The organism is Nocardia sp. NPDC004340 (genome assembly GCF_053602575.1).
On the sequence record NZ_JBSGDW010000008.1, the window covers coordinates 255,399 to 279,442 of the forward strand.

25 protein-coding genes and 1 pseudogene are annotated in these 24,044 nt (G+C 70.1%); 18 read left to right on the forward strand and 8 right to left on the reverse strand.

Annotated elements, in window-relative coordinates:
• Positions 1 to 394: 394 nt before the first annotated feature.
• The 3 genes from ACWEOI_RS28320 to ACWEOI_RS28330 are packed head-to-tail and all read left to right on the forward strand — an operon-like array spanning position 395 to position 3,337.
• Complete coding sequence (locus ACWEOI_RS28320; protein ID WP_452361551.1) at positions 395 to 2,629, forward strand: hypothetical protein; 2,235 nt, start codon at positions 395 to 397, stop codon at positions 2,627 to 2,629.
• On the forward strand, positions 2,626 to 3,105 hold the full coding sequence (locus ACWEOI_RS28325; RefSeq protein ID WP_452361535.1) for a GtrA family protein: 480 nt from the start codon (positions 2,626 to 2,628) through the stop codon (positions 3,103 to 3,105). The genes ACWEOI_RS28320 and ACWEOI_RS28325 overlap by 4 nt, the downstream gene beginning before the upstream one ends.
• A 10-nt stretch (positions 3,106 to 3,115) precedes the next feature.
• Positions 3,116 to 3,337 carry a Trm112 family protein gene (locus tag ACWEOI_RS28330; RefSeq protein ID WP_357097016.1) on the forward strand — a complete coding sequence of 74 codons (222 nt, stop codon included), beginning with the start codon at positions 3,116 to 3,118 and terminating at the stop codon, positions 3,335 to 3,337.
• Between the two features lie 18 nt (positions 3,338 to 3,355).
• Here ACWEOI_RS28330 and ACWEOI_RS28335 read toward each other — a convergent pair whose 3' ends face one another.
• Genes ACWEOI_RS28335 through ACWEOI_RS28345 form a run of 3 tightly spaced genes read right to left on the reverse strand, consistent with a single transcriptional unit; the run spans position 3,356 to position 5,489 of the window.
• Positions 3,356 to 3,973: a TetR/AcrR family transcriptional regulator gene (locus ACWEOI_RS28335; RefSeq protein WP_433666599.1), complete on the reverse strand. Its 618-nt coding sequence runs from the start codon at positions 3,971 to 3,973 to the stop codon at positions 3,356 to 3,358.
• The gene (locus tag ACWEOI_RS28340; protein ID WP_387309581.1) at positions 3,970 to 4,758 is read right to left on the reverse strand and encodes an ABC transporter permease; all 789 of its coding nucleotides are present in this window, start codon (positions 4,756 to 4,758) and stop codon (positions 3,970 to 3,972) included. The genes ACWEOI_RS28335 and ACWEOI_RS28340 overlap by 4 nt, the downstream gene beginning before the upstream one ends.
• A complete protein-coding gene (locus ACWEOI_RS28345) occupies positions 4,755 to 5,489 on the reverse strand; it encodes an ATP-binding cassette domain-containing protein (RefSeq protein ID WP_433666597.1) in 735 nt (244 codons plus the stop codon). The genes ACWEOI_RS28340 and ACWEOI_RS28345 overlap by 4 nt, the downstream gene beginning before the upstream one ends.
• 176 nt (positions 5,490 to 5,665) lie before the next feature.
• Here ACWEOI_RS28345 and ACWEOI_RS28350 point away from each other — a divergent pair, with 176 nt between their 5' ends.
• Entirely contained in the window at positions 5,666 to 6,724 is a 1,059-nt protein-coding gene (locus ACWEOI_RS28350) for an NAD-dependent epimerase/dehydratase family protein (protein WP_433666595.1), read from the forward strand.
• Between the two features lie 15 nt (positions 6,725 to 6,739).
• On the opposite strand, the gene ACWEOI_RS28355 is transcribed toward ACWEOI_RS28350, so the two are convergent.
• Positions 6,740 to 8,125: a hypothetical protein gene (locus ACWEOI_RS28355; RefSeq protein WP_452361536.1), complete on the reverse strand. Its 1,386-nt coding sequence runs from the start codon at positions 8,123 to 8,125 to the stop codon at positions 6,740 to 6,742.
• Positions 8,126 to 8,250: 125 nt separating this feature from the next.
• On the opposite strand from ACWEOI_RS28355, the gene ACWEOI_RS28360 reads away from it, so the two are divergent.
• From ACWEOI_RS28360 to ACWEOI_RS28375, 4 genes are read left to right on the forward strand one after another with little or no spacing between them, the layout of a single operon-like run.
• Complete coding sequence (locus tag ACWEOI_RS28360; protein ID WP_452361537.1) at positions 8,251 to 8,913, forward strand: glycosyltransferase family 2 protein; 663 nt, start codon at positions 8,251 to 8,253, stop codon at positions 8,911 to 8,913.
• Positions 8,910 to 9,623 carry a DUF2064 domain-containing protein gene (locus tag ACWEOI_RS28365; protein ID WP_433666589.1) on the forward strand — a complete coding sequence of 238 codons (714 nt, stop codon included), beginning with the start codon at positions 8,910 to 8,912 and terminating at the stop codon, positions 9,621 to 9,623. The genes ACWEOI_RS28360 and ACWEOI_RS28365 overlap by 4 nt, the downstream gene beginning before the upstream one ends.
• 26 nt (positions 9,624 to 9,649) lie before the next feature.
• On the forward strand, positions 9,650 to 10,849 hold the full coding sequence (locus tag ACWEOI_RS28370; protein WP_452361538.1) for a molybdopterin-dependent oxidoreductase: 1,200 nt from the start codon (positions 9,650 to 9,652) through the stop codon (positions 10,847 to 10,849).
• Positions 10,846 to 11,301, forward strand: a complete 456-nt coding sequence (locus ACWEOI_RS28375; RefSeq protein ID WP_452361539.1) for a hypothetical protein — start codon at positions 10,846 to 10,848, stop codon at positions 11,299 to 11,301. Before ACWEOI_RS28370 ends, ACWEOI_RS28375 begins: the two co-directional genes overlap by 4 nt.
• Here ACWEOI_RS28375 and ACWEOI_RS28380 read toward each other — a convergent pair.
• Entirely contained in the window at positions 11,225 to 12,259 is a 1,035-nt protein-coding gene (locus ACWEOI_RS28380) for an ATP-binding protein (RefSeq protein WP_433666583.1), read from the reverse strand. The two genes, ACWEOI_RS28375 and ACWEOI_RS28380, sit on opposite strands and share 77 nt — an antisense overlap.
• Entirely contained in the window at positions 12,249 to 12,947 is a 699-nt protein-coding gene (locus ACWEOI_RS28385) for a response regulator transcription factor (RefSeq protein WP_452361540.1), read from the reverse strand. The genes ACWEOI_RS28380 and ACWEOI_RS28385 overlap by 11 nt, the downstream gene beginning before the upstream one ends.
• Positions 12,948 to 13,145: 198 nt before the next feature.
• Between ACWEOI_RS28385 and ACWEOI_RS28390 the strand changes: the two are divergent.
• Positions 13,146 to 13,628 (forward strand): annotated as a pseudogene (locus ACWEOI_RS28390) (low temperature requirement protein A); the annotation flags it as partial.
• Positions 13,629 to 13,698: 70 nt separating this feature from the next.
• Positions 13,699 to 14,343, forward strand: a complete 645-nt coding sequence (locus tag ACWEOI_RS28395; RefSeq protein ID WP_452361541.1) for a low temperature requirement protein A — start codon at positions 13,699 to 13,701, stop codon at positions 14,341 to 14,343.
• A gap of 23 nt (positions 14,344 to 14,366) precedes the next feature.
• On the opposite strand, the gene ACWEOI_RS28400 is transcribed toward ACWEOI_RS28395, so the two are convergent.
• The gene (locus ACWEOI_RS28400) at positions 14,367 to 15,086 is read right to left on the reverse strand and encodes a DsbA family oxidoreductase (protein ID WP_452361542.1); all 720 of its coding nucleotides are present in this window, start codon (positions 15,084 to 15,086) and stop codon (positions 14,367 to 14,369) included.
• Positions 15,087 to 15,262: 176 nt separating this feature from the next.
• Between ACWEOI_RS28400 and ACWEOI_RS28405 the strand changes: the two genes are divergently transcribed.
• The 5 genes from ACWEOI_RS28405 (at position 15,263) to ACWEOI_RS28425 (ending at position 19,102) form a co-directional block, all read left to right on the forward strand.
• A complete protein-coding gene (locus ACWEOI_RS28405; RefSeq protein WP_452361543.1) occupies positions 15,263 to 16,447 on the forward strand; it encodes an NAD(P)/FAD-dependent oxidoreductase in 1,185 nt (394 codons plus the stop codon).
• Positions 16,448 to 16,462: 15 nt separating this feature from the next.
• Complete coding sequence (locus ACWEOI_RS28410; RefSeq protein WP_433666576.1) at positions 16,463 to 17,374, forward strand: RNA polymerase sigma-70 factor; 912 nt, start codon at positions 16,463 to 16,465, stop codon at positions 17,372 to 17,374.
• A 98-nt stretch (positions 17,375 to 17,472) separates the two neighbouring features.
• Positions 17,473 to 17,766 (forward strand): DUF3761 domain-containing protein, encoded by a 294-nt coding sequence (locus ACWEOI_RS28415; protein ID WP_433666575.1) that lies wholly within the window; start codon positions 17,473 to 17,475, stop codon positions 17,764 to 17,766.
• A gap of 77 nt (positions 17,767 to 17,843) precedes the next feature.
• Entirely contained in the window at positions 17,844 to 18,467 is a 624-nt protein-coding gene (locus ACWEOI_RS28420; RefSeq protein ID WP_433666574.1) for a DNA-3-methyladenine glycosylase, read from the forward strand.
• 89 nt (positions 18,468 to 18,556) lie between these two features.
• A complete protein-coding gene (locus ACWEOI_RS28425) occupies positions 18,557 to 19,102 on the forward strand; it encodes a Clp protease N-terminal domain-containing protein (protein ID WP_433666573.1) in 546 nt (181 codons plus the stop codon).
• Between the two features lie 10 nt (positions 19,103 to 19,112).
• On the opposite strand, the gene ACWEOI_RS28430 is transcribed toward ACWEOI_RS28425, so the two are convergent.
• Entirely contained in the window at positions 19,113 to 20,717 is a 1,605-nt protein-coding gene (locus ACWEOI_RS28430) for a 2-isopropylmalate synthase (RefSeq protein WP_452361552.1), read from the reverse strand.
• A 216-nt stretch (positions 20,718 to 20,933) separates the two neighbouring features.
• On the opposite strand from ACWEOI_RS28430, the gene ACWEOI_RS28435 reads away from it, so the two are divergent.
• The 3 genes from ACWEOI_RS28435 to tyrS all read left to right on the forward strand — a co-directional run bounded on the left by ACWEOI_RS28435 (position 20,934) and on the right by tyrS (position 23,591).
• Positions 20,934 to 21,605 carry an FCD domain-containing protein gene (locus ACWEOI_RS28435; RefSeq protein ID WP_433666572.1) on the forward strand — a complete coding sequence of 224 codons (672 nt, stop codon included), beginning with the start codon at positions 20,934 to 20,936 and terminating at the stop codon, positions 21,603 to 21,605.
• Positions 21,606 to 21,720: 115 nt separating this feature from the next.
• A complete protein-coding gene (locus ACWEOI_RS28440) occupies positions 21,721 to 22,143 on the forward strand; it encodes a DoxX family protein (protein WP_433666571.1) in 423 nt (140 codons plus the stop codon).
• A 164-nt stretch (positions 22,144 to 22,307) separates the two neighbouring features.
• Complete coding sequence (gene tyrS / locus ACWEOI_RS28445) at positions 22,308 to 23,591, forward strand: tyrosine--tRNA ligase (RefSeq protein WP_452361544.1); 1,284 nt, start codon at positions 22,308 to 22,310, stop codon at positions 23,589 to 23,591.
• The last annotated feature ends 453 nt before the right edge of the window (positions 23,592 to 24,044 follow it).

The following is a 24,044-nucleotide window of genomic DNA, read 5'->3' on the forward strand; positions in this document are numbered from 1 at the left end:
CTGGGGTCGCTCGCGTAGGTGCGGGCGGACGGAATCGGCATCAGCTGAATGTACTTTCGATGACGGAGTGCGCCGGAACTCCACACCGGAAACCGGAGCCCGAGCCGCCGTGAACTCTAACACGCTGCTCGGCGCGGCATTCGGCGCGAAGTGTCGACATTCGCCCATCATTCCCCATCCCCGCCGGAGGCGACGGATCGGCGTAAGCGGGATGGACGCCCGCCCGCTCGGGCCGCCGTCGGAAGTGCCCCGCCGCCACGGCGTAAGTGCCATCGACAGCACCGCCCTGTAGGGTCTGGAACTCGTGGTGGACAGCTCAGTTTCCCAGGCGGTCGGGGCCGCCGAATCCGGGCCGGACGAAGACGACGCGGCGCGCCGCGCGACCCGGCGTGAGGTGTATCGCTGGGGCGGCGTGACCGTCCTCGGCGTGATCCTCGGCTATCTGGCCGTGGTGCTGGCCAACCCCCGCCACTTCTTCACCGACGACACCGAATCCCAGTACACCGGACTGTGGGTGTTCTTCGGCCGCGCCTTCCGCGACGGCCACTTCCCGCTGCTGCAGCCCCAGCAGTGGATGACCGGCAACTACACCAATGAGGAAGCGGGACTGTTCAACCCGCCGCAGCTGCTGATCGACCTGATCGCGCCCTCGGTGCCGAACCTGGCCCTCTACGCCACCATCGTGAAGGCGATCTACGCGATCATCACCGGGCTCGGCGTGTACCGCGTCTGCCTGGCGTACGGCGCGCGCCCGCAGTGGGCGGCGGTCGCCGGTGTGGCCATGCCGTTCACCGGATTCTTCCTGTTCTTCGACGAGGCCAGCTGGTTCACCGCCATGGCGGGCACCGCGTGGATGATCCACGCCTGGGCGTCCTCGGAGCGCTACCTGCGCGGCCAGGGCGGTCCGATCCCGGTCTTCGTCTACCTGTACCTGGCCATCTCGGTGCAGTACGTGTTCCCCGCGGTCGAGGCCGTGCTCATGCTCATCGCGGTGGCCGTCGGCTTCCTGGTGTGCCGGGGACCGCGCACCTGGCCGCAGTGGCGCGCCGCGTTCGCCCCGCTGCTGCGCCTGGCCGCCGCCGCGGGCTGCGCGGGCGCGGCGGGCCTGCTGACCTTCCTGCCGTCGATGCTGTCGGCGCAGGTGAGCTGGCGCGGCAATTCGCAGATCAATAACGACCAGTTCCTGACGGTGCCGTGGTCGGAGTCGCTGAACGCGAGCCTGCCCACCACCATGCCCGCGTTCAACTCGTGGTGGGGTTATGTGCAGCCGCTGCCCATGACCTACATCGCCTGGTTCCTGATCCCGGCGCTGGCCTTCGTGGACTGGAAGGCGGCGCAGAAGCACTGGAAGCAGTTCGTCGCCATCGCCCTGTTCGCCTTGATGGCGCTGATGTGGACCGCCGGGCCCGGCACCGTCGGCCCGCTGCGCTGGCCCGCTCGCGTGCTGCCCATGCTGGCGCTCGGGCTGCTGGTCCTGGTGTGCGTGCTGCTGGGTCGCTTCGCCACGCTGAAGGACCGCAACAACCGGATCATCGCCGCGCTGGTGCTGGTTCTCGCGCTGTGGGTGCGCACCTTCTCCGCCGACCCGCACCAGGTGCTGTGGCACCTGGGCTCGGCCGCGGTCGTGATCGCGCTCGGCTTCGGGGTGGTGTGGCTGGGCCGCACCCGCGGCGCGTCCGGGGCCGCGGCGCTGGTGATCGCCGCCATGGTGCCGATCGCGTGGTTCCAGGTGTGGTGGGTGCAGCCCACCCCGATGTCGTGGAACCTGCCCGCCAACCGCAGCGAGGCCATGGCCGCGTTCCCGAAGTTCTCCGGCGGCACCACCATTCAGCTCGCCGAACGCGGCCTGCTGCAGCCCGCCGACAAGAGCCTCGAAGGGGCGTACGGATCGCTGGTGTGGGGCAACTACGCCAAGGACCTGGAGAAGGACTACGTCAACGGGTACACCCCCAACGGGCACTTCTACTTCGGCGAGATGCTCTGCATGCGGTGGGATTCCAGCGTCTGCCCCGACGCCTACAAGCGCCTGTTCAGCCCCGAGCCGACCACCGGCCGCATTCTGGCCGACCTCATGCTCATCGACCGGGTGGTGCTGCAGAAGGCCATGCTCCCCGACGCCGGTGACCAGCCCGCCCCCGAGGGCTGGCATTTCGTGGACGTCCCGGGCCACGAGAAGTACATCTGGGTGCTCGAACGCGACAACGGCCCGATCTCCACGGTCAACGGCCGCGTCGGTGACGCCCACGATGTCACCGCCACCTCGATCGAGGACACCGACACCACCAGCCGGGTGCGCGTGTCCTCGGAGACCGGCGGCCGCGTCACCTTCGCCCGCCTGGGCTGGCCCGGCTACCGGGTCACGCTGAACGGCAAGACCATCCCGTTCCACACCGTGTCGAAAGTCTTCGTCGCCGTGGACATTCCGGCCGGCACCGACAGTGCCGAACTGGAACTGAGCTGGCGCCCGCCGGGCTGGAAGATCGGAATCGCCGGCGCCGGAGCCGGACTCGTCGGCGTGGGCCTGCTGCAGTGGCTCTACATCCGCTCCCGCCGCCGCGGCGCGGACGCGCCCGCCGTCGAACAGCTCGACGACGACCAGGATCGCGAACTGGTGGGTTCGGGGCGGTGACCGAGACCCAGCTGCCCGCTGAGGGCGCGCCCGCCGGGCCGCTGCTGCGGCTGGTGCGCCGCCAGGAGGTGGCCTTCGCGCTGGTCGGCGGGTTCAACACGCTGATGGGCATGGTGCTCACCATCTTCTGGCTGACCGTGCTCGGCGACGCGGTGTCCAAGGATGTCGCCGCCGCCCTGTCGGTGGCGCTGGCCTACGCGGTCGGCATGGTGATCGCCTTCGCCCTGCACCGCACCCTGGTGTTCCGGGTGCGCGGCCACCTGCTGCGCGACTTCGTGGCCTTCGTCGGCGTGAACGCGGTCGGCATGGTGCTGAACATGGTGCTGTTGCAGCTGGCCGTCTCGCTGCTGCACGCCCCGGCCAAACCGGCCGCGGTCGTGGTCATGGGCCTGGTCGCGGTGGCCAGCTTCTTCGGCCACCGCCACATCAGCTTCCGCCGCCCCGCCGATTCCGTCGCCGCGCCGCCCGACCGGTAGGTTGTCGGACATGTCGGAGGAAATCCTGGACCCCACCCTGCTGACCCTGCTGGCCTGCCCGCAGGACAAGGGCCCCCTGCAGCTGGTCCACACCGCCACCGGTGACACCGTGCTCTACAACCCCCGCCTGCGCCGCGCCTACCCGGTCGACAACGGCATCCCGGTCCTGCTCGTGGACGAGGCCCGCGACGTCTCCGACGACGAGCACACCCTGTTCCTGGGTCAGGACTGATCCCGGCCCGGAGTTCGCTCAGCCCGCGGTGAGCCCGTCGAGGTCCGCGGTGAAGTAGCGCTGCAGCGTGGGACCGATGGTGGTGGCCAGCTGGTCGATCGGCATCGAGGCGATCGGTTCCAGCCGCAGGATCTTGCGGGTCACCAGCAGCCCCGCGAGCTGCGAGGCCGCCAGGACCGCGCGTTGCGCGCCGGTGCCGGGCGGCGAATCCACGCGCGGGCGAATCTCTTTCAGCACCACCTCCAGCAGGAAGGTGCGCGCCAGCGTGGGATCGTCGCTGGCGAGCATGCTGCGGAAGGCGGCGACCGCGGGCATCCCGATGGGGGAGTCCCAGATGCCGACCACCGTGCGAATGATGTGCTCGCCCAGCTGTTCCAGGGGGACCACGGCGAATCCGGCCAGGATCTCCTGCGGGTCGATCGGCAATTGCAGTGCCGCCGCGAACAATTGGTGCTTGGTGCCGAAATAGTGGTGCACCAGCGCCGGATCCACGGCGGCCGCCGTCGCGATCGACCGGATGGAGGCCTTGTCGAAGCCGACCTCGGCGAACCGCACCCGGGCGGCGTCGAGAATCGCCTCCCGGGTGCCGGAGTTGCCGGGCCGGCGGCCGCTGCGTGTGCCGGAGCTACCCGTCACGCGGTCCGCCGACGTAGGGTCGCGGCCGCCAGCACCAGTGCCACCGCGGCGAACACGGCCACGATCAGGATGTCGCGCCACATCTGGCCGGTCGCTCCGGTGTGCGTCGAGACCTGCTCGAGCGCGTCGACGGCGTAGCTCAGCGGCAGCACATTGCTGATCGCCTCCAGCCAGCTCGGCAGCTGACCGCGCGGCACCAGCAGCCCGCACAGGAAGAACTGCGGCAGCACGATCACCGGCATGAACTGCACGGCCTGGAACTCGGTGCGGGCGAACGCGCTCGCCAGCAGGCCCAGCGCGACGCCGAGTACCGCGTCGATCACCGCGATCAGCACCACCAGCGCGGGACTGCCCGCCGCGTTCAGGCCCAGCAGCCAGAACGCCACCAGGCACGCCACCCCGGCCTGCGCGGCCGCCGCGATGGAGAACGCGGTGCCGTACCCGGCCAGCAGATCCAGCTTGGACAGCGGGGTGGTCATCAGCCGTTCGAGGGTGCCCGAGACCCGTTCGCGCTGCATGGCGATGGCGGTGATCAGGAACATGACCACGAACGGCAGGATGCCGAGCATGGTGATGCCGATCCGGTCGAACAGCCGGGGCGCGCCGGGCATCATCGGATAGTTCTTGTACACGAAATACAGCAGCGTCATGAGCAGCGCGGGCACCAGCACGATCATGGCGACGGTGCGGTGGTCGGCGCGCAACTGCCGCAGGATGCGCACGGTGGTGGCGGTGTAGCAGCCCAGCGGGCGCGGGCCCGCCGGGCGCGAAAGGGTCGCGGTCACAGCTCTTCTCCCATCCGGATCAGCTTCAGGAAGGCGTTCTCCAGACTGGATTCGCCGGTGTCGGAACGCAATTCGGCGGGGGTGAGCTGGGCCAGCAGGCGGCCTTCGCGCATGAGCAGCAGCCGGTCGCAGTGTTCGGCCTCGTCCATGACGTGACTGGACACCAGCAGGGTCCGGCCCTGTTCGGCGAGCGCGTCGAACTGCTCCCACAGGTCCGCGCGCAGCACGGGGTCCAGGCCGACGGTCGGCTCGTCGAGTACCAGCAGTTCCGGATCGGCCACCAATGCGCAGGCCAGGGACACCCGGGTGCGCTGTCCGCCCGACAGCTCGCTGCCGCGATGGCCGGAGTGACTGCTCAAACCGACCGCGGCCAGCGCGGTGGCGACCTCGGCCCGCGAGGCCCCGTACAGTGCGCCGAAATACGCCACATTGTCGGCGACGGTGAGGTCGTCGTAGATGCTGGGCGCCTGGGTCACGTACCCGACCCGCCGCCGCAGCGTGCGCGATCCGGCCTCGTCGCCGAGCACCCGCACGGTGCCGGATTCGATGATCTGCGTGCCGACGATGCTGCGCATGAGCGTCGTCTTGCCGCACCCCGACGGTCCGAGGAGTCCGGTGATGCTGCCCTTGGGGACGGTCAGGGAGATGTTCTGCAGCACCTGATGCCCGCCGCGGCGCACTTCCAGGTGCTCGATGGCGATGGCGTCGGTGGTTGTCGCTGGTGCCGTCACGGTCACCCTCAATTCATCGAGTGTTGAATTCACTACGTGATGAATTGTGCGCCGGTCGGCGACGCGAGGCAAGACCCCCGCGTGTCGGCCCGCCGCGATCTGACCAAATCGTGACGAACCCGGCGACCTCGGCCGGTCCGGGCGCATTCCGGCGGCAGTGCGGCCAGAATCGCCGCATGCGTGTACTCCTGACCGGCGCAGCCGGGTTCATCGGCTCGCACATCCACCGCGCGGCGCTCGCCGCCGGCCACGAGGTCGTCCCGGTCGACCTCATGCTCGCCGCCGCCCACGGTCGCGACGCCGTCCCGCCGCCCGGCATCGTCCCGGCCGACGTCCGCGACCCGGACGCCTTGGCCGAGCTGCTGACCGGCGTCGACGCGGTCTGCCACCAGGCGGCCGTGGTCGGCGCGGGGGTGAGCGCGCAGGACGCGCCCGCCTTCGCCAGCCACAACGACCTCGGCACCGCGGTCCTGCTCGCCGCCATGGACCGGGCCCGCTGCCGCCATCTGGTGCTGGCCTCGTCCATGGTGGTCTACGGCGAGGGCCGCTACGTCGACTCCGCGGGCGACCCGGTCGACCCGGCCCCGCGCACCCGCGCCGACCTCGACGCCGGGCGTTTCGACCACCGCGGCCCCGACGGGCGTCCGCTGTCCTGGGCGCCCATCGACGAGGACGCGCCGCTGCGGCCGCGCAGCCTCTACGCCGCCTCCAAGGTCGCGCAGGAACACTACGCCACGGCCTGGGCCGCGGCCACCGGCGGCACCGTCACCGCCCTGCGCTACCACAATGTCTACGGACCCGACATGCCCAGGGACACACCGTATTCCGGTGTCGCCGCCATCTTCCGGTCGGCGCTCGAGGCGGGTGAGGCCCCGCGCGTCTTCGAGGACGGCACCCAGGCCCGCGATTTCGTGCACGTCCGCGATATCGCCGCCGCCAATGTGTCCGCCCTCGAACAGCCGCTGACGGCGTTCACCCCGCTCAATATCGCCTCGGGCATTCCCATCACGATCGGCGACGTGGCGGCCACCCTGGCCACCGCGTGCGGCGGCAAACAGCCGGTGGTGACCGGGGAATACCGCTCCGGCGATGTCCGCCACATCGTGGCCGGACCCGAACGGGCACGGCGCGCACTGGGTTTCACCGCCGCCGTCACCCCGACCGCGGGCCTGGCCGAATTCTCGTCCGCGCCATTGCGTGCCGCCTGCGGGGACGGAGCGCCCACCTGGCGGTGAATCCGCGTGCCGCGGTCACCAGTTCGTCAGGATCAGATGATTGACGATCAGCGCCCCCGCCGCCTGCGCCACGAGCCAGAACCGGGCACTGTGGCGGGGGAGCAGCGCGGTCGCCGCCAGCGCCCACACGTCGAACGGCAGCCAGATGCGTTCGGTCTCGGCCTTGCTGAGACCGCTGATGTCGGCGATCAGGATGGCGGTGAGCCCGGCCCCCGCCATCAGCGCGGCCGGATCGACGTGAGAACGCCAGCGCGACAACCATTCCCGTAGCGGACGCAGCGGCGGGATCTCCAGCTCGACCAGGACCCGGCAGCCGGCCGCGGCGGTGGCCAGACCCACCGCGCACACCGTCGCGGCCAGATTGCCCCACACCCAGTACCCGTACGGCCGCTCGTGCGCGATGCCCTGGTAGTACCGCTGCACCACCAGGTGATAGCCGGTGAACCACCAGAACCCGGCCGCCGCGAAAGCCGCCACCACCGCCAGCGCACCCGCGAGCGCGGGCAGCGCGGGCCGCAGCGAGCGCGCCAGCAGGACCGCCGCGGCCGGAATCGCCATCAGCACAAGGCCGTAACTCAGGAAGACGGTGAACCCGAACAGCACACCCGACCCCAGCGCGGCCGCGATCCAGCCCCGCTCCAGCCGGGTGGCGAGCGCCAGCAGCGCCACGGCCCACGCCGCCACGCCCGCGAACAAGCCGTCGGCGGAGACCGCGATCCAGATCGCCGCGGGCATCAGGGCCAGGAAAGGCGTCGCCGCGCGCGCCCGATGCTCGGCGCCCAAGGCCCGCAAGGTGAACGGCACCGCGGCCGCCGCACTCGTCCCCACCACCAGGCACAACAGGCCCGCCCACGCCCCGCCGCCCAGCCCGATCCGGTCCAGCAACACGAACACCAGCAGCGCCCCCGGCGGATGCCCGGACACGTGCGTGGTCCACGAGTCGGGCTGGAAATCCAGGATGCGGCCGGAGAATCCGCGCACCATGGCCCCGATGTCGTGCACCCCGCCGACCTCGTGCAGGTATTCGTCGTGGGTGGTGAGCCGCCCCGCGAAGCCCCGCTGCCAGCCGTCGATCATGGCCAGCGCGAACGCCCACGCCGCCGCCGTCGCCCAAGTCGCCAGCAGCAGCCGCCCGAACGAAAGCCGCCGCGCCAGCTCCGGTCCGAACCGCACCACCGCCGCCGCGATGGCCACCGCGGGGACCGTGCCCCAGCCCAGATGTGGGAGCCAGCCGCCGAAGAGCGGTGCGGCCCCGGCATAGAGCTTGTCCCGCCAGGGTTTGCCCTCGATTCGCGGAATCAGGAAGGCGGCCAGGACGAGAACGAAGGCCGCGAGTGCGCCGTAGCCGTCGACGCGAGTGGAGACGTAGCGCGCGACCCTCGTCGCGGAAGCGTTCGCCATGCCGGAAACCATAGGCCCCGAAACCCGCCGGAACTGTCCGGATCGCCATTCTTGCTGCTCCCGTCATACTTTCGTCATGCGTGTCCCGGGGGTCGAACGCCCCGATTGGGCTTACCGTCGAGGCCATGACCGAGTTGGACTCCGAGCCCGGGGTCACGGTGGTGATCCCCTGCCGGGACGAGGCGGAAGCCCTTCCCGGCGTACTGTCGGCAATTCCCATCGGGTACCGGGTGATCGTGGTGGACAACGGCTCCACCGACGGCACCGCGGCGGTGGCCCGCGCGGCGGGCGCCACCGTGGTGACCGAATCGAAGCCCGGATACGGCAGCGCCGTCCACGCCGGCGTCGATGCCGCCCACACCGAACTGGTCGCCGTCCTCGACGGCGACGGCTCCCTCGACCCCGGCGAACTACCCCGGCTGGTGGCCGAATTCGTTCCCGGCGTCGACATGGTGGTCGGCCGCCGCCGCGCCGTCCCCGGCGCGCTGCCGGTGCACGCTCGAATCGGCAACTGGGCCTTCGCTTTCCGGCTGCGCCGCCGGTACGGCCTGCCGGTGCACGATATCGCCGCCATGCGCGTCACCCGCCGCGACCGATTGCAGGCGCTCGGCCACCTGCATTCCCGGTCCGGATATCCGCTGGCGTTGCTCACCGGCGCGGCCCGTGCGGGCTGGCTGGTGCTGGAGCGCGACATCACCTATCGGCCGCGGACTCACGGCGAGTCCAAGGTCTCCGGTTCCTGGCGCGGCACCTTGCGGGCCGCCCGCGACTTCTGGAGTGTGCGATGACCACCGAGATAGACCATGCCCCGCTCGACGACACCGTCCCCGCCGCCCTGCTCATCATGGCCAAATCACCCATTCCGGGCTTCGCCAAAACCCGCCTCACCCCGCAGTTCTCGCCGGTCGACGCCGCTTACCTGGCGGCCTGCGCCCTGCTCGACACCCTGGACGCGGTGCGCGAGAGCGGCATCCGCCACCCCGTCGTCGCCTGGACCGGTGACCTGGACCGGGCCGAGCGCTCGGTCGAACTGAACGCCGCCCTGCGCGAGGTGACCGTGATCCCGCAGCGCGGCGACAGCTTCGGCGAGCGCCTCGCCCACGCCCACGTCGACGCCGCCGAGTTCGGCGTGCCGGTGCTGCAGATCGGCATGGACACCCCGCAGGCCGACCCGGTCCTGCTCGCCCGCTCGGCCGCCCGCCTGGTCGCCACCGGCGACACCGTGCTCGGACCGGCCACCGACGGCGGCTGGTGGGCGCTGGGCCTGTCCAGTCCGCGAGCCGCGCACCTGCTGGCCGACATCCCCATGTCGACCGACCGCACCGGCGAACTCACCGCGACGGCCCTGCGGCACAGCGGATTACGGGTGCACGCGCTGCCCACGCTCACCGACGTCGACACCTACGCCGACGCCGTCTCGGTGGCGGCGGTGTCCCGAGGCCGCTTCGCTCGCGCCGTCACCGAGCTGGTCACCGCGAAAATGCCCGTCCCCCTCTGATATTCATTTCTCGAAAGGAGCCCGCGGTGTCGCCGAGTCAGCCCACCGAAACCGCGGACGCCGGTCCCGACCCGATCGAGCGGCCCGAACTGCTACTCCCCGAGAGGCTTTCCCGCCGGTGGAGTCCGGGCCGCTCGACGGCCGTGGCCGCGCGCACCGGCCTGGCACTCGGGGCCGGAATCACCATCCTGTTCGTGACGGGGCTGATCAGCCACCTGATCCAGCATCCGCCCGACTGGTTCCGGTGGCCCGCCCACCCGGTGTGGCTGTATCGGCTCACCCAGGGCACGCACGTCACGGTCGGGGTCATGATGATCCCGTTGCTGCTGGTGAAACTCTGGTCGGTGTATCCGCGGTTCTTCATCAAACCGTCGCTGCGGCGCGGACTCCCGGAGGCGCTGGAGCGGTTGTCGGTGGCGGTGCTCATCGGCGCGGTGCTGTTCCAGATCGTGACGGGCCTGTTCAATACCGCTCAGTACTACCCGTGGAAGTTCTTCTTCACCACCACGCATCACGCCATGGCCTACGTGGCCTTCGGGGCCGTCGCCGTGCACCTGGCGGTCAAGCTTCCCATCGTGCGTCAGGCGCTGTCGAAACCTGTCGACGAGCCCATTGATGAGGAAGTACCCCGAGGTATTTCGCGCCGAACCGTCTTGGCGGCTGCCGGGCTGGGCGCGGTGGTGACCGGTATCGCGGTGGTCGGGCAATCGGTTCCGTTCCTGCGCTGGGCGTCGCTGCTGGCCCCGCGCAGTGGCGAAGGACCGCAGGGAATTCCGATCAACAGGACGGCAGCGGCGGCGGCCGTCACCGAGACGGCTCGCTCGCCGCGGTACGCACTGACCGTCAAAGTCGGTGGCCGGGAAAGCGTCTTCTCCCGCGCCGAGCTCGAAGCCCTGCCGCAGTACGACAGTGCGCTACCGATCGCCTGCGTCGAGGGCTGGAGCGCCCAGGGCCGCTGGTCCGGCGTACGCCTGCGCGACCTGCTGGCCCGGGCCGGTGAGTACGGCGGCGGCGATGTGCGTTTCGTGTCGCTGGAGACCACCGGCATCTACGGCTCCTCCGTGCTGCCGCACACCCACGTCGTGGATGCCGCCACCCTGATCGCGCTGCGTCTCAACGGCGAGGATCTGGCCCTGGACCACGGCTACCCCTGCCGTCTCATCGCCCCGAACCGGCCGGGCGTACTGCAGACCAAATGGCTGAGGACCATCGAGGAAATCGCATGACAGCCATTCGGATCCTGCTGGGCGCGTTCGGAATCGGCTGTGCCGCCTACGGTGTGGACCTGCTGCTGACAATGAGCACCACCGACCTGCGATCGATCGCGCTGTGGTTCGTCGGCGCGATCCTGGCCGAGAACCTGATCTTCGGCCCGGTCGCCGCCCTCGCGGGCACCCTCGGCCACTCCGTGCTCCCCGCCCGCTGGTGGCCCGTCTTCACCGTCGGCGCGTTCGTCAGCCTCGCCCTGATCCTGCTCGCGATCCCGGTCCTCGGCCGCGAGGGCGCGGTTCCCGGCAACGACACCATCCTGGACCGGAATTACACCGTCGGCCTGCTGATCTCGCTGACCGTGGTCTGGGCGGTGGCCGCCGCCTGCCTGCTCACCGCCGCCCGGCGGACTCCAGCAACGGCAACCGGATCTCGAATCGCGCCCCCTCCGGACGGTTCCGCGCCGTGATGTCCCCGTGGTGCGCGGCCACCAGCCCGGCCGCGATGGCCAGCCCCATCCCACTGCTGCTGCCCAATTCGGCGGCGCCGGGGGAGCGGGCGGAACTGCCGCGATAGGCGACCTCGAAGATGCGCGGCAGATCGGTTTCGGAAATGCCCGGCCCGGTGTCGTCGACCCGCGCCCACGCCTGCCCGTCCGCGGCGCCCGCGGACATGTCGATGCGCCCGCCGGGCGGGGTGTGCGCGATGGCATTGGCCACCAGATTGGTCAGCACCCGGCCCAGCGCCCGTTCACTGCCCGCCACCAGCAGCTTGTCGGCGGGCTGGGTGGCGGACAAGGTGATTCCGGCGCGGGCGGCGGTGGGCTGATTGGTCGCCAGCACCTCGTCGATCACCTCGCGCAGATCCACCGGCTCCAAGTGCAATTGCAGCGCCCCGGCGTTGATCTTCGACATCTCGAACAGGTCGTCCACCATGGAAGAGAGCCGATTCGTCTCGCGCACGATCTGATCCGCGTACCGGCGCACCTCCTCCGGCCGTGTCACCACTCCGTCCTCGAGCGCCTCACCCATGGCGCGGATCCCCGCCAGCGGCGTCCGCAGATCATGGCTGACCCAGGCCACCAGCTCGCGCCGCGACCGTTCGGCGGCGCGCTCCTGCTCCAGCATCTCGCGCTCCCACACCGTGGCGCGGGCCTGCTCGCGGCCCAGCAGGATCGCCGCCGGCACGGTCACCGCGGTGACCACCGCAAGCACCACGGCGGTGCGCTCGAATTCGGCGCCGAACATCAGACCGCTCACCGCGACGACCCCGCACAGGGTGGCCAGCGTCGGAATCAGCACCAGCACGGCCATACTCGTGGTCATGGCACGACCGCGGGTGTAGCGCAGCAGCAGCGCGCCGATCACCACCACCGGCAGCGTGCCCGCCAGCGCGTACCCGATCAGGCCGGGCGTATCAGTCGGCATCGCCGGCCTCCGCGCCGAGATCGGCTCGGCCCCAGGCGTATCCGCGGCCCCACACCGTCTCGATGCGATGCGCGGTGCCCAGCTTGGCCCGCAAGCGTTTGACGTGCACGGTGACCGTCGACAGATCCCCGAAGTTCCAGCCCCACACCTCCGCGAGGAGCTCCTGACGGCTGAACACCCGCCGCTGATGCGCGAGCAGGAAGGCCAGCAGATCGAATTCGCGCGCGGTCAGCTCGACGGATGTCCCGCCCACCGTCACCGTCCGCGCCGCCCGATCCAGCTCCACCCCGTCACCACGCAACACCTCCTCGGCCACCGGCTGCGGATGCGACCGCCGCAGCACCGACGCCACCCGCAACGCCAGCTCCCGTGGACTGAACGGCTTGGTTACGTAATCATCGGCGCCCGCCTGCAATCCGATCACCCGGTCGTCCTCCTCCCCGAGCGCCGTCAACAAGATGATCGGCAGCTCCGGACGCGCGCCCGCCCGCACCGCGCGCGTCAACTCGATCCCGTCGGGCCCCGGCATCATCACATCCAGCACCGCCAGATCGACATCGTCGCGCGCCAACGCCGCCGCGGTGGCCGCCCCGTCCGCGGTCTCCACCACCTCGAGCCCATCCCGCTCCAGATACCGCCGCACCACCTCCCGCACCACGGGATCGTCGTCCGCCACCAGAATCCGCATCGCCTCACAACTCCCGATCGACCTGCCACCCCCCACTCCACCCTAGGCGGCCGCCACACCGAAACCACCTGGTCGCGGCCATCTCACCGCACGCGTCATGGTTTCGTCATCCCGACGGGTTCACGCCGGGCGGCCGTGGGCGCGGCAAATGCGGCGGGGGAGGCGGGACGGCTCTACGATCTGCACGTGACCAGCGAAATGTCCGGTTCGGCGCGCGAGCTCGAGGCCGAAGGGGGACAGGTCCGGGCCTCGACCCTGGAACTGTTCTTCGACCTCGTGTTCGTCTTCACCATCACCCAGCTCACCCACGCCTTCACCCATCACCCGGGCTGGGCCGAACTCGGGCACGTGGCGCTGATGTTCGCCCTGATCTGGTGGATGTACAGCGGGTACGTGTTCCTCACCAACGAGGTCGCGCCGAACAGCTCCTCCCGGCGCACCTTCCTGCTGCTGGGCATGTTCGGGTTCTTCGTCATCGCCATCGCCATCCCGAGCGCGTTCGGCGGCTCCGGGCTGGCGTTCGGACTCGGATACCTGCTGGTGAACACGGTGCACAGCTTCATGTTCGCGACCTCCGGCGGCCAGGGGGCCAGCTCGGCGATGTGGCGGCTGGCGCCGCTCAACGGCCTTTCCGCGCTGCTGGTGCTGGCGGGCGGCATCACCCACGGCGGCCTGCGGACCGTGCTCTGGATGGTCGCCGTCGTGATCCAGGTGGTGTCGCCGTATCTGACTCCGCGCCGAGGGATTCGCGGTGCGCCCCAGCCACTTCTGCGAACGGCACGGCCTGGTCGTGATCATCGCGCTGGGCGAATCCGTCATCGCCATCGGCGCGAACCTGACCGGCATGGACCTCACCGTCGGCCTGGTCGCGACCGCCGGCCTCGGCCTCACCCTCGGCTATGTGCTGTGGTGGGCCTACTTCGGCTTCGACGACGAACGCGGCGAACACGCCCTGCACGCGCTGCCCGGTCCGGCCCGCATCCGCCCGGCCGTCTACGCCTACGGCTATTCGTTGTTCGTGCTGATCCTCGGCATCATCCTGACCGCCGCGGGCATCTCGATGACCATCGCGCACGGCAACGAACCCGCGAGTACCGCCGCGGCCCTGGCCCTTTCGGGCGGCGTCGCCGTGTTCTTCGTGGGTCAGGCCCTGTTCCGGCTGGCGCTGAGCATTCCCCGGGCCTGGCTGCGGCTGGTCGGGGCGGTCGCGGTACTGGCCACCACGCCGCTGGGCATCGCCTGGGTGGCGTGGGGGCAGTTGGTGCTGCTGGTATTCGTCGCCTACGGCTTCGTCATCGCCGACGACGTCCTGCGCCTCCGCTCCGGCGAGCGCAGCGCCTACATTCCGACGGTGGACGCGGTCGGCTTCCGGATGCACCGCGGCAACGGGCGCTGACGCTCGCCGCCGCGGCGATCGGCTCAATCCCGCTGCGGCACAGCGCAACCGTCGGGTCCGCAGGCGTCCCCGTCCGCGACCATGGCCAGCGCGGGCGCGTGATCGCTCCAGGCCTGCTCCAGGGCCTGCGCGAACACCTCCGGCGGCTGCGCGCCCGACACCCCGTACTTGCGATCCAGCACGAAGAACGGCACGCCGCGCGCCCCGAGCCGCGCCGCCTCGGCCTCGTCGGCGCGCACCGCGTCCGCGTAGGCGTCGGGATCGGCGAGCACCGCCCGCACCGCCGACTCGTCGAATCCGGCCGACACGGCCACCTCGACCAGCCGCTCGGTATCGCCGAACAGCGCCCGCTCCTCGGCGAAGTTGGCCACGTACAGAGCGTCCAGCATCTGTTCCTGACGGCCCTGCTCCAGCGCGAAGTGCAGCAGCCGGTGCATGTCGAAGCTGTTGCCGAAATCGCGGCCCGAGGTGACATAGTTCAGCCCGGCCGCCTCGGCCTGCGCCCCGAGACCGCGCTCGTTGGCGGCGGCCTGCGCCTCGCTGATGCCGTACTTCTCGGCGATGTGCGGGACCACCGCGTCGCTGTGACCTTTGGGCAGCGTCGGGTCCAGTTCGAAGGACCGGTGCACCACCGTCACGGCGTCCTTGTGCGGGAAGGCGTCGAGCGCCTCCTCGAATCGCCGCTTGCCCAGGTAGCAGAACGGGCAGTTGATATCGGTCCAGATCTCGACCTGTACGGCCATCACACCTCACTCCGACGCTGTTGTCGCAGGCCGGGGGCCCGGCCATCCCCTCTCCCAACCGGTCACCGGACCCGAATGTTCCATGGTGACCCACGTCACACCGCCTGATTGTCACGTTCGCGGGGGCTGTCCTGTCCCATAGCCGACCCAGCAGGAACGAACCCACGGAGCCGATCATGAACGCCACCACCACAACCCACGAGATCGTCATCCTCGGCGCGGGCTACACCGGCATGATGGCCGCGGCCCGCCTCGCCCGCCGCACCCGCAAGCTCGAGGTCCGCATCACCCTGGTGAACCCCTCGGACCGATTCACCGAGCGCCTGCGCATGCACCAGGTCGCCGCCGGACAGGAACTGGCCGACCACCGCATCCCCGACGTGCTGGCCGGATCGGGTGTGGCCTTCCGCCGCGGCGCCGCCGTCGCGATCGACCCCGCCGCCCGTGTCGTCACCCTCGACGACGGCGAAGAACTGCGCTACGACACCCTGATCTACGCGCTGGGCAGCAACACCGACACCTCGACCGTCCCCGGCGCCGACGACCACGCCTGGACCCTCAACGACCCGCGCCGGGCCCGCCGCTTCGCGCAGCGCCTCACCGAGATCGCCGCGACCGCCGGCACCGTCACCGTGGTCGGCGGCGGCCTGACCGGCATCGAGGCCGCCACCGAGATCGCCGAGGCCCACCCGGGCCTGACCGTCACCCTGGTCAGCGCCGCCGAGCCCGGAAACATGATGGGCGACAAGGCCCGCGCCCACCTGAACCGCGCCCTCGACCGCCTCGGCATCGTCCGCCATACCGGCGTCCAGGTCGCCAAGGTGCTGCCCGACGCCGTCCGCCTGACCACCGGCGAACTCCTCGCCTCGGACCTGACCCTGTGGACCGCGGGCGTGCGGGTGTCGCCGCTGGCCGAGCGGGCCGGCATCGCCGTCGACGACCGCGGCCTGATCCTCACCGACACCACCCTGCGCTCGGTCTCGCACCCCGACATCCTGCCCATCGGCGACGCCGCCGCGATCCGCATGCCCTTCGGCGTCCTGCACGGCACCTGCCAGAGCGGCATCCCCACCGGCGCGTACACCGCCGACGCCGTCGCCCGCCGCCTGCGCGGAAAGACCGTGAAGCCCTTCCGTTTCGGCTACGTGCACCAGCCGGTCAGCCTGGGCCGCCGCGACGCCGTCATCCAGTTCACCAATGCCGACGACACCCCGCGCCGCTGGTACCTGAAGGGCCGCGCCGCCGTCGCCTACAAGGAGATGGTCAGCGCCAGCCCGGTGCCCAGCTACAAGATGAGCAAGCACATGACCGTCGGCGCGCAGCTCAGCAATGGCGGCCGCGCGACCCGCGGCCTGGCGTGAGGTAGGTATGTGTCCATGCAGGACGATCCGATCGACCCCTTCGTCGCCCACCGGCGGCTGCTGTTCGGCACCGCGTACCAGATGCTGGGCACCGTGACCGACGCCGAGGACGTCCTGCAGGACGCATGGATCAAATGGCATGAGGTGGACCGGGATTCGGTCACCCACCCCAAGGCCTACCTGGTCCGCACCGTCACCAACCTGGCCCTCAACCGCCTCACCTCCGCCCGCGCCACCCGCGAGACCTACGTCGGCCCGTGGCTCCCCGAACCCCTGCTCACGACCACCGCCGACGCCGCCGAGGAGACCGATATGGCCGATACGGTCTCCACCGCCATGCTCGTCGTCCTCGAAACCCTCAGCCCCGTCGAACGCGCGGTCTTCGTGCTGCGCGAGGTGTTCGGCTACTCGCACGCCGAGATCGCGGGCTTCCTGGACCGCCCCGAGGCCACCGTCCGGCAGATCTCCCATCGCGCCCGCTCCCACGTCCATTCGCGCCGGCCGCGTTTCGACACCGACCTCGCCACCCGCACCGACATCACCGACAAGTTCCTGGCCGCCGCGCACGGCGGCGACGTCAACGCCCTCATGGAACTCCTCGCCCCCGACGTCACCCTCTGGAACGACGGCGGCGGCAAGGTCACCGCCGCCCGCCGCCCCCTGCACGGCCCCGACCACGTGGCCCGCTGGATCCTGGGCGTCCTGGCCAAACCGGTCCTCACCGGTGTCCGTCTCGAATCCGCCTGCCTCAATGGTGAACTCGGCGTCATGGTCCTGCTCGGTGACTTCCGCGTCGGCGCCCTCAGCTACGACATCCGCGACGGCCACATCGAGAACATTCGCTTTCAGGTCAACCCCGACAAACTGGCCGGTATCCAGCGGCCGGTGGGCACCGGCGAATCGGCCGCCGGATCGGTAGGCGAATAAAGAACCCGGCCGTACCGCCGCGCGGGTCCGTACTATTCGGCGCTCGTCGGGGGCAACCGCCCCCGTGTCGACAACGCTCTTGTGCAAGGGATTTCGTAGTGAACGGTTGGACAACGCGCCGCGTGGCGCGCCACATTCTGCCCTGGGCCGCCGCGGCCTTCCTCGGCGCGGGCACCGTGCTCGCCGGACCGGCGGTCGCCGCGCCGGTCCTCCACGCCGCCTGCACCGCAAGCGAATACGAGAACTCCGACGGCGCCTGCGTGCACCGTCCGGAACAGTCGGCCACCGTCCCCGACGGGGCCACCGCCCGCTGCAAGGACGGCAGCTACAGCTTCAGCCAGCACCGCCGCGGCACCTGCTCGGGTCACCACGGCGTCGCCGAATGGCTCTAGCGCGCGGCCCTCGCGGGTAGCTCGCCCGGTCGTCCCGGCACTGCGCCCGGGACGACCGTGCGGAAGAATGATCCGCCGTGAGTGCCGAAGAGCTTGCCGTCGAACCGCTGCGTGCGGCGCGGCGACTGCTCGGCGGGGTCCTGCGATCCGGCCCGGTGGCCCTGCGCATCGTGGAGGTCGAGGCCTACGGCGGCGATCCCGCCGGGCCTTGGCACGATCCGGCGGCGCACTCGGGGCGTGGCCGGACTCCGCGCAACGCGGTCATGTTCGGGCCGCCCGGGGTGCTGTACGTCTACTTCAGTTACGGCATGCACACCTGCGTGAATGTGGTCAGCGGGCCCGACGGCACCGCGAGCGCCGTGCTCGTCCGGGCGGGGGAGATCATCGAAGGGCACGATGTCGCCCGCGGTCGCCGCCCCGCCGCCAGGACCGACGCCGATCTGGCCCGCGGGCCCGGCAACGTCGGCAGCGCCCTGGGAATCGGGCTGGACGACTACGGAACCCGCCTGTTCGATCCGGACGCGCCGATCCGGCTGGAACTCGGACCCGAAATCACCGATCCCGCCGCCGTTTCGGTGGGACCCCGGGTGGGGGTCAGCCTGGCCGCCGACCGCCCGTGGCGACTGTGGCTGCCGGACTCCCCGGCGGTGTCGGTCTACCGGCGCAGTCCGCGCGCCCCCAAACTGGACCGATCCGCCTAGACCGCGCTCTCGGGCCGAGCCCGTATCGGTAGGGCGGCCCGGAGGACTACGGTGGATTGATCGACAGCTCACCCCTAGGTGGAAGCCCCATGTTCGAACGGTTCACCGATGCGTCCCGCCGCGCCATCGTGCTCGCCCAGGAGGAAGCCCGGGCGCTCGGGCACGACTGGATCGGCACCGAGCACCTGCTGCTCGGCGTCCTCGCCGGCGACGACCCGGTCGCGGCCCGCGTCCTCGGCGACCTCGGCCTCGACGTCTCCAGCGTGCGCGAACGCATCCGGCAGGCGGTCGGCGAACACGAGCAGAAGCCGCCCAGCGGGCACGTGCCCTTCACCCCGCGCTCCAAGAAGGTCCTCGAGGGATCACTGCGCGAGGCGATGCGGCTGCGGCACAACTACATCGGGCCCGAGCACATCCTGCTCGCCCTGATCGAGGAGGGCGACGGCATCGCCCCGCAGATCCTGATCAGCCTGGGCGCCGAGCCCGCCGACATCCGCACCCGCATCTCCCGCGTCGCAGAGGGCCCGCTCGCCGGCTCCGCCCAGGCCCCCGAATCCGATCTGCGCCGGCGCATCGCGGAGCTGGAGGCCCGGGTCACCGAACTGGAGCGATTACTGGGCGCCCAGGCTGGATGAGCACCGCTGCCTAGATGAGTACCGTGCTGCGCGACCCGGCCGCCGCCACCAGGGCCGCGATCGTCGCACGCGCCGCCGTCTCACCGGAACCGAAAGCCCAGGCCGGGCCCTCGGCGGTGCGGTACTCCAGGTAGGTGACGGCCGGAGCCGACCCCGCCCGGTCCACGGTCTGGTGGGTCATGGACAGCACCTCGACCGAATGGCCGTGGCGGCCCAGCAGTTCCACCGCCTCCTCGACCGTCGCGTCGGCGCGGATACCGGGCGTGGTCGCCACGATCGCGCCCGCGTAGGCGGTCTCGAACAGCTCCCACAGCGTCCGCGCGGACACCTCCGTCCCGGTCCGATCGGTGTGGCGCTGGACGTGACGCGCGAAATCGATCTGCAGGCGGCGCGGCAACTCCAGCCCGTACTCCGACTCCAGCAGATACGCGATCCCGCCCTTGCCGGACTGCGAATTCACCCGGATCACCGCATCGTAGGAACGGCCCACATCCGCCGGATCGATCGGCAGATACGGTACCTCCCAAGCGATTTCGCGTTCCGGCGCACCCAGCCGCGCCGCCCGCTCCCGATGTTCGGCGAAGCCCTTCCGGATGGCGTCCTGGTGGGTGCCCGAATACGCGGTGTACACCAGATCCCCGGCGTACGGTTGCCGGTCGTGGACCGGCAGCCCGGTGCAGTACTCGACGGTGCGGCGCACCTCGTCGATATCGGAGAAGTCGATCATCGGATTCACGCCCTGCGCGTGCAGATTCAATGCCAGCGTCGCCAGATCCACATTGCCGGTGCGCTCGCCATTGCCGAATACGCACCCCTCCACCCGCTGCGCCCCGGCCAGCACCGCCAACTCAGCGCACGCGATGCCGGTGCCGCGGTCATTGTGCGGATGCACCGACAGGATCACCGCCTCGCGCCGCGCCAGATTCCGGTGCATGTACTCGATCTGGTCGGCGTACACGTTCGGCGTCGCCACCTCGACCGTCGCGGGCAGGTTCAGCGTCACCGGCCGCCCGGGGGTGGCGTCCCACAGCGTGGTCATGCGGTTGCAGACGTCGAGCACGAAGTCCGGCTCGGTCAGCATGAATACCTCGGGGGAGAACTGGAACCGGACATTCGGCATATCGCCGGCCAGCTCCAGGACGTCGCGCCCACCGGTGGCGATCAGCTCGGCCAGTTCGTCGCGGGTCTTGCCCAGCACCACGTTCCGCCAGGTCGGCGCGGTGGCGGTGTACAGGTGGATCACCACGTCATTGGGGATGCCGCGCACCGATTCGACGGTCCGCTCGATCAGATCGCGGCGCGCGGGAGTGAAGACGACGATGGTGACGTCGTCGGGAGCCAGCCGCTCGCTGCCGATCAGCCGCACGAAATCGAAGTCGGTCTGCGAGGCGCTGGGATATCCGACCTCGATCTCCTTGTAGCCCATGGCCACCAGCAGTTCGAAGAACCGGCGCTTGCGGACGGGATCCATCGGCTCGGCCAGCGCCTGATTGCCGTCGCGCAGATCCACCGGCACCCACAGCGGGGCTTCGGTGATCCGGATGGACGGCCAGTCGCGTTCGGTCAACGGCACCGGAACACGCTGGTACACATCGCGATACCGATGCGACGGCATGGCGGAGGGCTGCTGACGATTCCAGATCGGGGGAGTGCTCACGGGCATTCGCTTTCGCGTCGGAGGAGGTGACCGGCGCAGCACCGCGAGCCCGCTGACGGGGTGCCGGTCGATCAGACCCCGTCGCGGCAGCGAAGGAGAAGCAGGGCACCGGTCAGCATGTGGACTAGACTAGAGGGAAACAACTCCTCAGACAAGTAGAGAGGACGGCGACAAGTGGCGCAGGTCCAGAGGCATCCGCTCGCCGCGCAAGCCGCCGAGGTGCTGCTCACCCGGATCCGTGCGGGGGAGTGGCAGCTGGGCCACAAACTGCCCGGCGAGACCACCCTCGCCGCACAGCTCGGTGTCGGCCGCTCCACCCTGCGCGAGGCCATCCGCGAACTCGCCGGTCGCGGGGTGCTCGAAAGCCGCCAGGGCGCGGGGGTATTCGTCACCGCCCTGGACACCGCCGAGGACTGGGACACCGTGCTGCGCCGCAGCGACATCGTCACCGTCATCGAAGCCCGCATCGCCATCGAGGCCGAGGGCGCCGCCCTCGCCGCCCGCCGCCGCACCCCCGCCGACCTGCGCGCCATGCTGCGCGCCCTGGCCGCCCGCGCCGAAAGCGGCGACACCGTCGAGGGATTGGTCGACGCCGACACCGCCTTCCACCGCACCGTGGTCGCCGCCGCCCACAACGACATCCTGCTCGAGCTGTTCAACGCCTTCGTCCCACGCTCGCGCCACGCCATGATCGACATGCTGCGCATCCGCCCCATGCGCGCGCCCCAGAGCGACCACGATGCGCACGAACACCTCTACGACGCCATCCGCGCCCGCGACCCCGAATCCGCCGCCACCGCCAGCCGAGTGCACCTCAGCGCCCTCAAAGCAGCCTTCGACACCTAGTCTGACCTGCGCGGGAAAAAAACTTTCGCGACCGCGATGAGTTTTCGCGACGGCCCCCGTCCTATCCAGCAAGCGGTTCGAAACCGAACCGACAAGCCCCGGAAGGACATTCGACATGACCACCATCGCCGCCACCCCGACCATCACCGTCGCCGCCCCGAGCAAGCTCCGCAACCGCGTGCTGTGGACCCTGCAGATCGTCCTCGGCCTGTTCTTCGTCATCGCCTCCGGCCTGCCGAAGTTCGTGGGCCAGGCCGACGCCGTGCGCATCTACAACGAGATCGGCTGGGGCGACTGGTTCCGCTACCTCACCGGCCTGGTCGAGGTCTCCGGCGGCCTGGGCCTGATGATCCCCCGCCTGTCCGGCCCGGCCGCCGCGGGCCTGTCCATCACCATGGTGTGCGCCGCCGCCACCCAGGCCTTCCTGCTCGGCGCGCCGAGCCTGGCCATCTTCCCGCTGGTCCTGGTCGGTGTCTTCGCCTGGATCGCCTACGAGCGCCGCGCCTCCTTCGCCACCTTCACCGACCTGGTGAAGTGATCGAACTACCGCAGGCCCCCGGCCCGTCGCCCCGGCGACGGGCTTACGGGCGTCACCGGTAGTTCCACCCGCCGACGCGGCGGATCGGTCCGGGCTTGTACCGATCCGCCGCGACGGCTCAACCCTCTGTAACCGCCATATTCACGTGCGGAAAGATGGGTGCCGTGAGCGGCGACATCATTGATGAACTGACCTGGCGCGGACTGATCGCGCAGTCCACCGATCTGGACGCCCTGCGCGCGGCCACGGCCAAGGGCCCGATCACCCTCTACGCCGGGTTCGACCCGACCGCGGCCAGCCTGCACGCCGGCCACCTGGTCCCGCTGCTGGCGCTCAAGCGCTTCCAGCGCGCGGGCCACCGCCCGGTGGTGCTGGCCGGCGGCGCGACCGGCCTGATCGGCGATCCCCGCGATGTCGGCGAGCGCACCATGAACTCCACCGACACCGTGGCCGAGTGGGCGGGCCGCATCCGCGCCCAGCTGGAACGCTTCGTCGATCTGGACGGCGGCGACAACGCGGCGATCATCGCCAACAACATGGACTGGACCGGACCGCTCAGCACGGTCTCGTTCCTGCGCGACATCGGCAAGCACTTCTCGGTGAACGTCATGCTGGCCCGTGACACGGTCAAGCGCCGCCTGGAGTCGGACGGCATGTCCTACACCGAGTTCAGCTACATGCTCCTGCAGGCCAACGACTTCCTGCAGCTGCGCCGCGAGTACGGCTGCACGCTGCAGGTCGGCGGCTCCGATCAGTGGGGCAACATCATCGCCGGCGTCGAGCTCAACCGCCGCGTCGACGGCGAGCACGTGCACGCGCTCACCGTCCCGCTGGTCACCTCGGCCGACGGCAAGAAGTTCGGCAAGTCCACCGGTGGCGGCAGTCTGTGGCTGGACCCGGAGATGACCAGCCCGTACGCCTGGTACCAGTACTTCGTGAACACCGCCGACGCCGACGTGGTCCGCTACCTGCGCTGGTTCACCTTCCTGTCCCGCGAGGAACTCGACGAACTGGAGAAGGCCACCGCCGAGCGGCCCTTCGCCCGCGAGGCGCAGAAGCGCCTGGCCGCGGAGATGACCACGCTGGTGCACGGTGAGGAGAACACCCGCGCGGTGCAGCTCGCCAGCCAGGCCCTGTTCGGTCGCGGCGACCTGCGCGAACTCGACGAGTCCACGCTGTCGTCGGCACTGGCCGAATCCGCGGTGGACGGCAAGCTCGCCGAGGCCACTCCCACCTCGACCATCGTCGATCTGCTGGTCGACTCCGGTCTGTGCGAGGGCCGCAGCGCGGCCCGTCGCGCGGTCAACGAGGGTGGCGCGGCGGTCAACAACGAGAAGATCGCCGACCCCGAGTGGATCCCCGCCGAGGCCGACTACCTGCACGGACGCTGGCTGGTGCTGCGTCGCGGCAAGAAGAACTTCGCCGGCGTGCGCCGCGCGGACGCCTGACGCGATCCTCGATAGGCGAACAAGATCGAAATGACCTGAGTCACAAGCCGGTGGCTCAGGCCCCCGATTCGCCCGATCCGCAACCCGTTCACCTGCGCAAACGTCCCGGTGACCAGCGGATTTGACCTGGCGTTATCCGCCGCGTAACTTAGTCCAGGTCAGAGCGACACGGACACCGACCGGGACCGAAACGCCCAGCTCAGAGGCTGGAAATCGGAAACGGAAAACGAGGTTGGACGAGGAGCGCCGGACATGAACACCTTCCAGTCAGAAAAAAGTTCTTGACATCAGTCGGGTTCTATGACTAGGCTGGAAAAGTTGCCTCGCAGGGGAATCTGATCAACTTCAGGTTCGATGGCGTGTGCGTGTGTTCTTTGAGAACTCAATAGTGTGTCGATGAATGTCAGTGCCAAATATTATATTTGGTTCCAATCATTCTCACCCCCGTGAGGG

Bases quoted from the DNA above. Each gene is read 5' to 3' on its own strand.
- ACWEOI_RS28330 (WP_357097016.1), top strand. From the start codon at position 3,116: ATGTCGGAGGAAATCCTGGACCCCACCCTGCTGACCCTGCTGGCCTGC.
- ACWEOI_RS28425 (WP_433666573.1), top strand. From the start codon at position 18,557: ATGTTCGAACGGTTCACCGATGCGTCCCGCCGCGCCATCGTGCTCGCC.
- ACWEOI_RS28375 (WP_452361539.1), top strand. From the start codon at position 10,846: ATGACAGCCATTCGGATCCTGCTGGGCGCGTTCGGAATCGGCTGTGCC.
- ACWEOI_RS28360 (WP_452361537.1), top strand. From the start codon at position 8,251: ATGACCGAGTTGGACTCCGAGCCCGGGGTCACGGTGGTGATCCCCTGC.
- ACWEOI_RS28440 (WP_433666571.1), top strand. From the start codon at position 21,721: ATGACCACCATCGCCGCCACCCCGACCATCACCGTCGCCGCCCCGAGC.
- ACWEOI_RS28410 (WP_433666576.1), top strand. From the start codon at position 16,463: ATGCAGGACGATCCGATCGACCCCTTCGTCGCCCACCGGCGGCTGCTG.
- ACWEOI_RS28400 (WP_452361542.1), bottom strand. From the start codon at position 15,086: ATGGCCGTACAGGTCGAGATCTGGACCGATATCAACTGCCCGTTCTGC.
- ACWEOI_RS28385 (WP_452361540.1), bottom strand. From the start codon at position 12,947: ATGCGGATTCTGGTGGCGGACGACGATCCCGTGGTGCGGGAGGTGGTG.
- ACWEOI_RS28405 (WP_452361543.1), top strand. From the start codon at position 15,263: ATGAACGCCACCACCACAACCCACGAGATCGTCATCCTCGGCGCGGGC.
- ACWEOI_RS28350 (WP_433666595.1), top strand. From the start codon at position 5,666: ATGCGTGTACTCCTGACCGGCGCAGCCGGGTTCATCGGCTCGCACATC.
- ACWEOI_RS28355 (WP_452361536.1), bottom strand. From the start codon at position 8,125: ATGGCGAACGCTTCCGCGACGAGGGTCGCGCGCTACGTCTCCACTCGC.
- ACWEOI_RS28365 (WP_433666589.1), top strand. From the start codon at position 8,910: ATGACCACCGAGATAGACCATGCCCCGCTCGACGACACCGTCCCCGCC.
- ACWEOI_RS28430 (WP_452361552.1), bottom strand. From the start codon at position 20,717: ATGCCGTCGCATCGGTATCGCGATGTGTACCAGCGTGTTCCGGTGCCG.
- ACWEOI_RS28380 (WP_433666583.1), bottom strand. From the start codon at position 12,259: ATGCCGACTGATACGCCCGGCCTGATCGGGTACGCGCTGGCGGGCACG.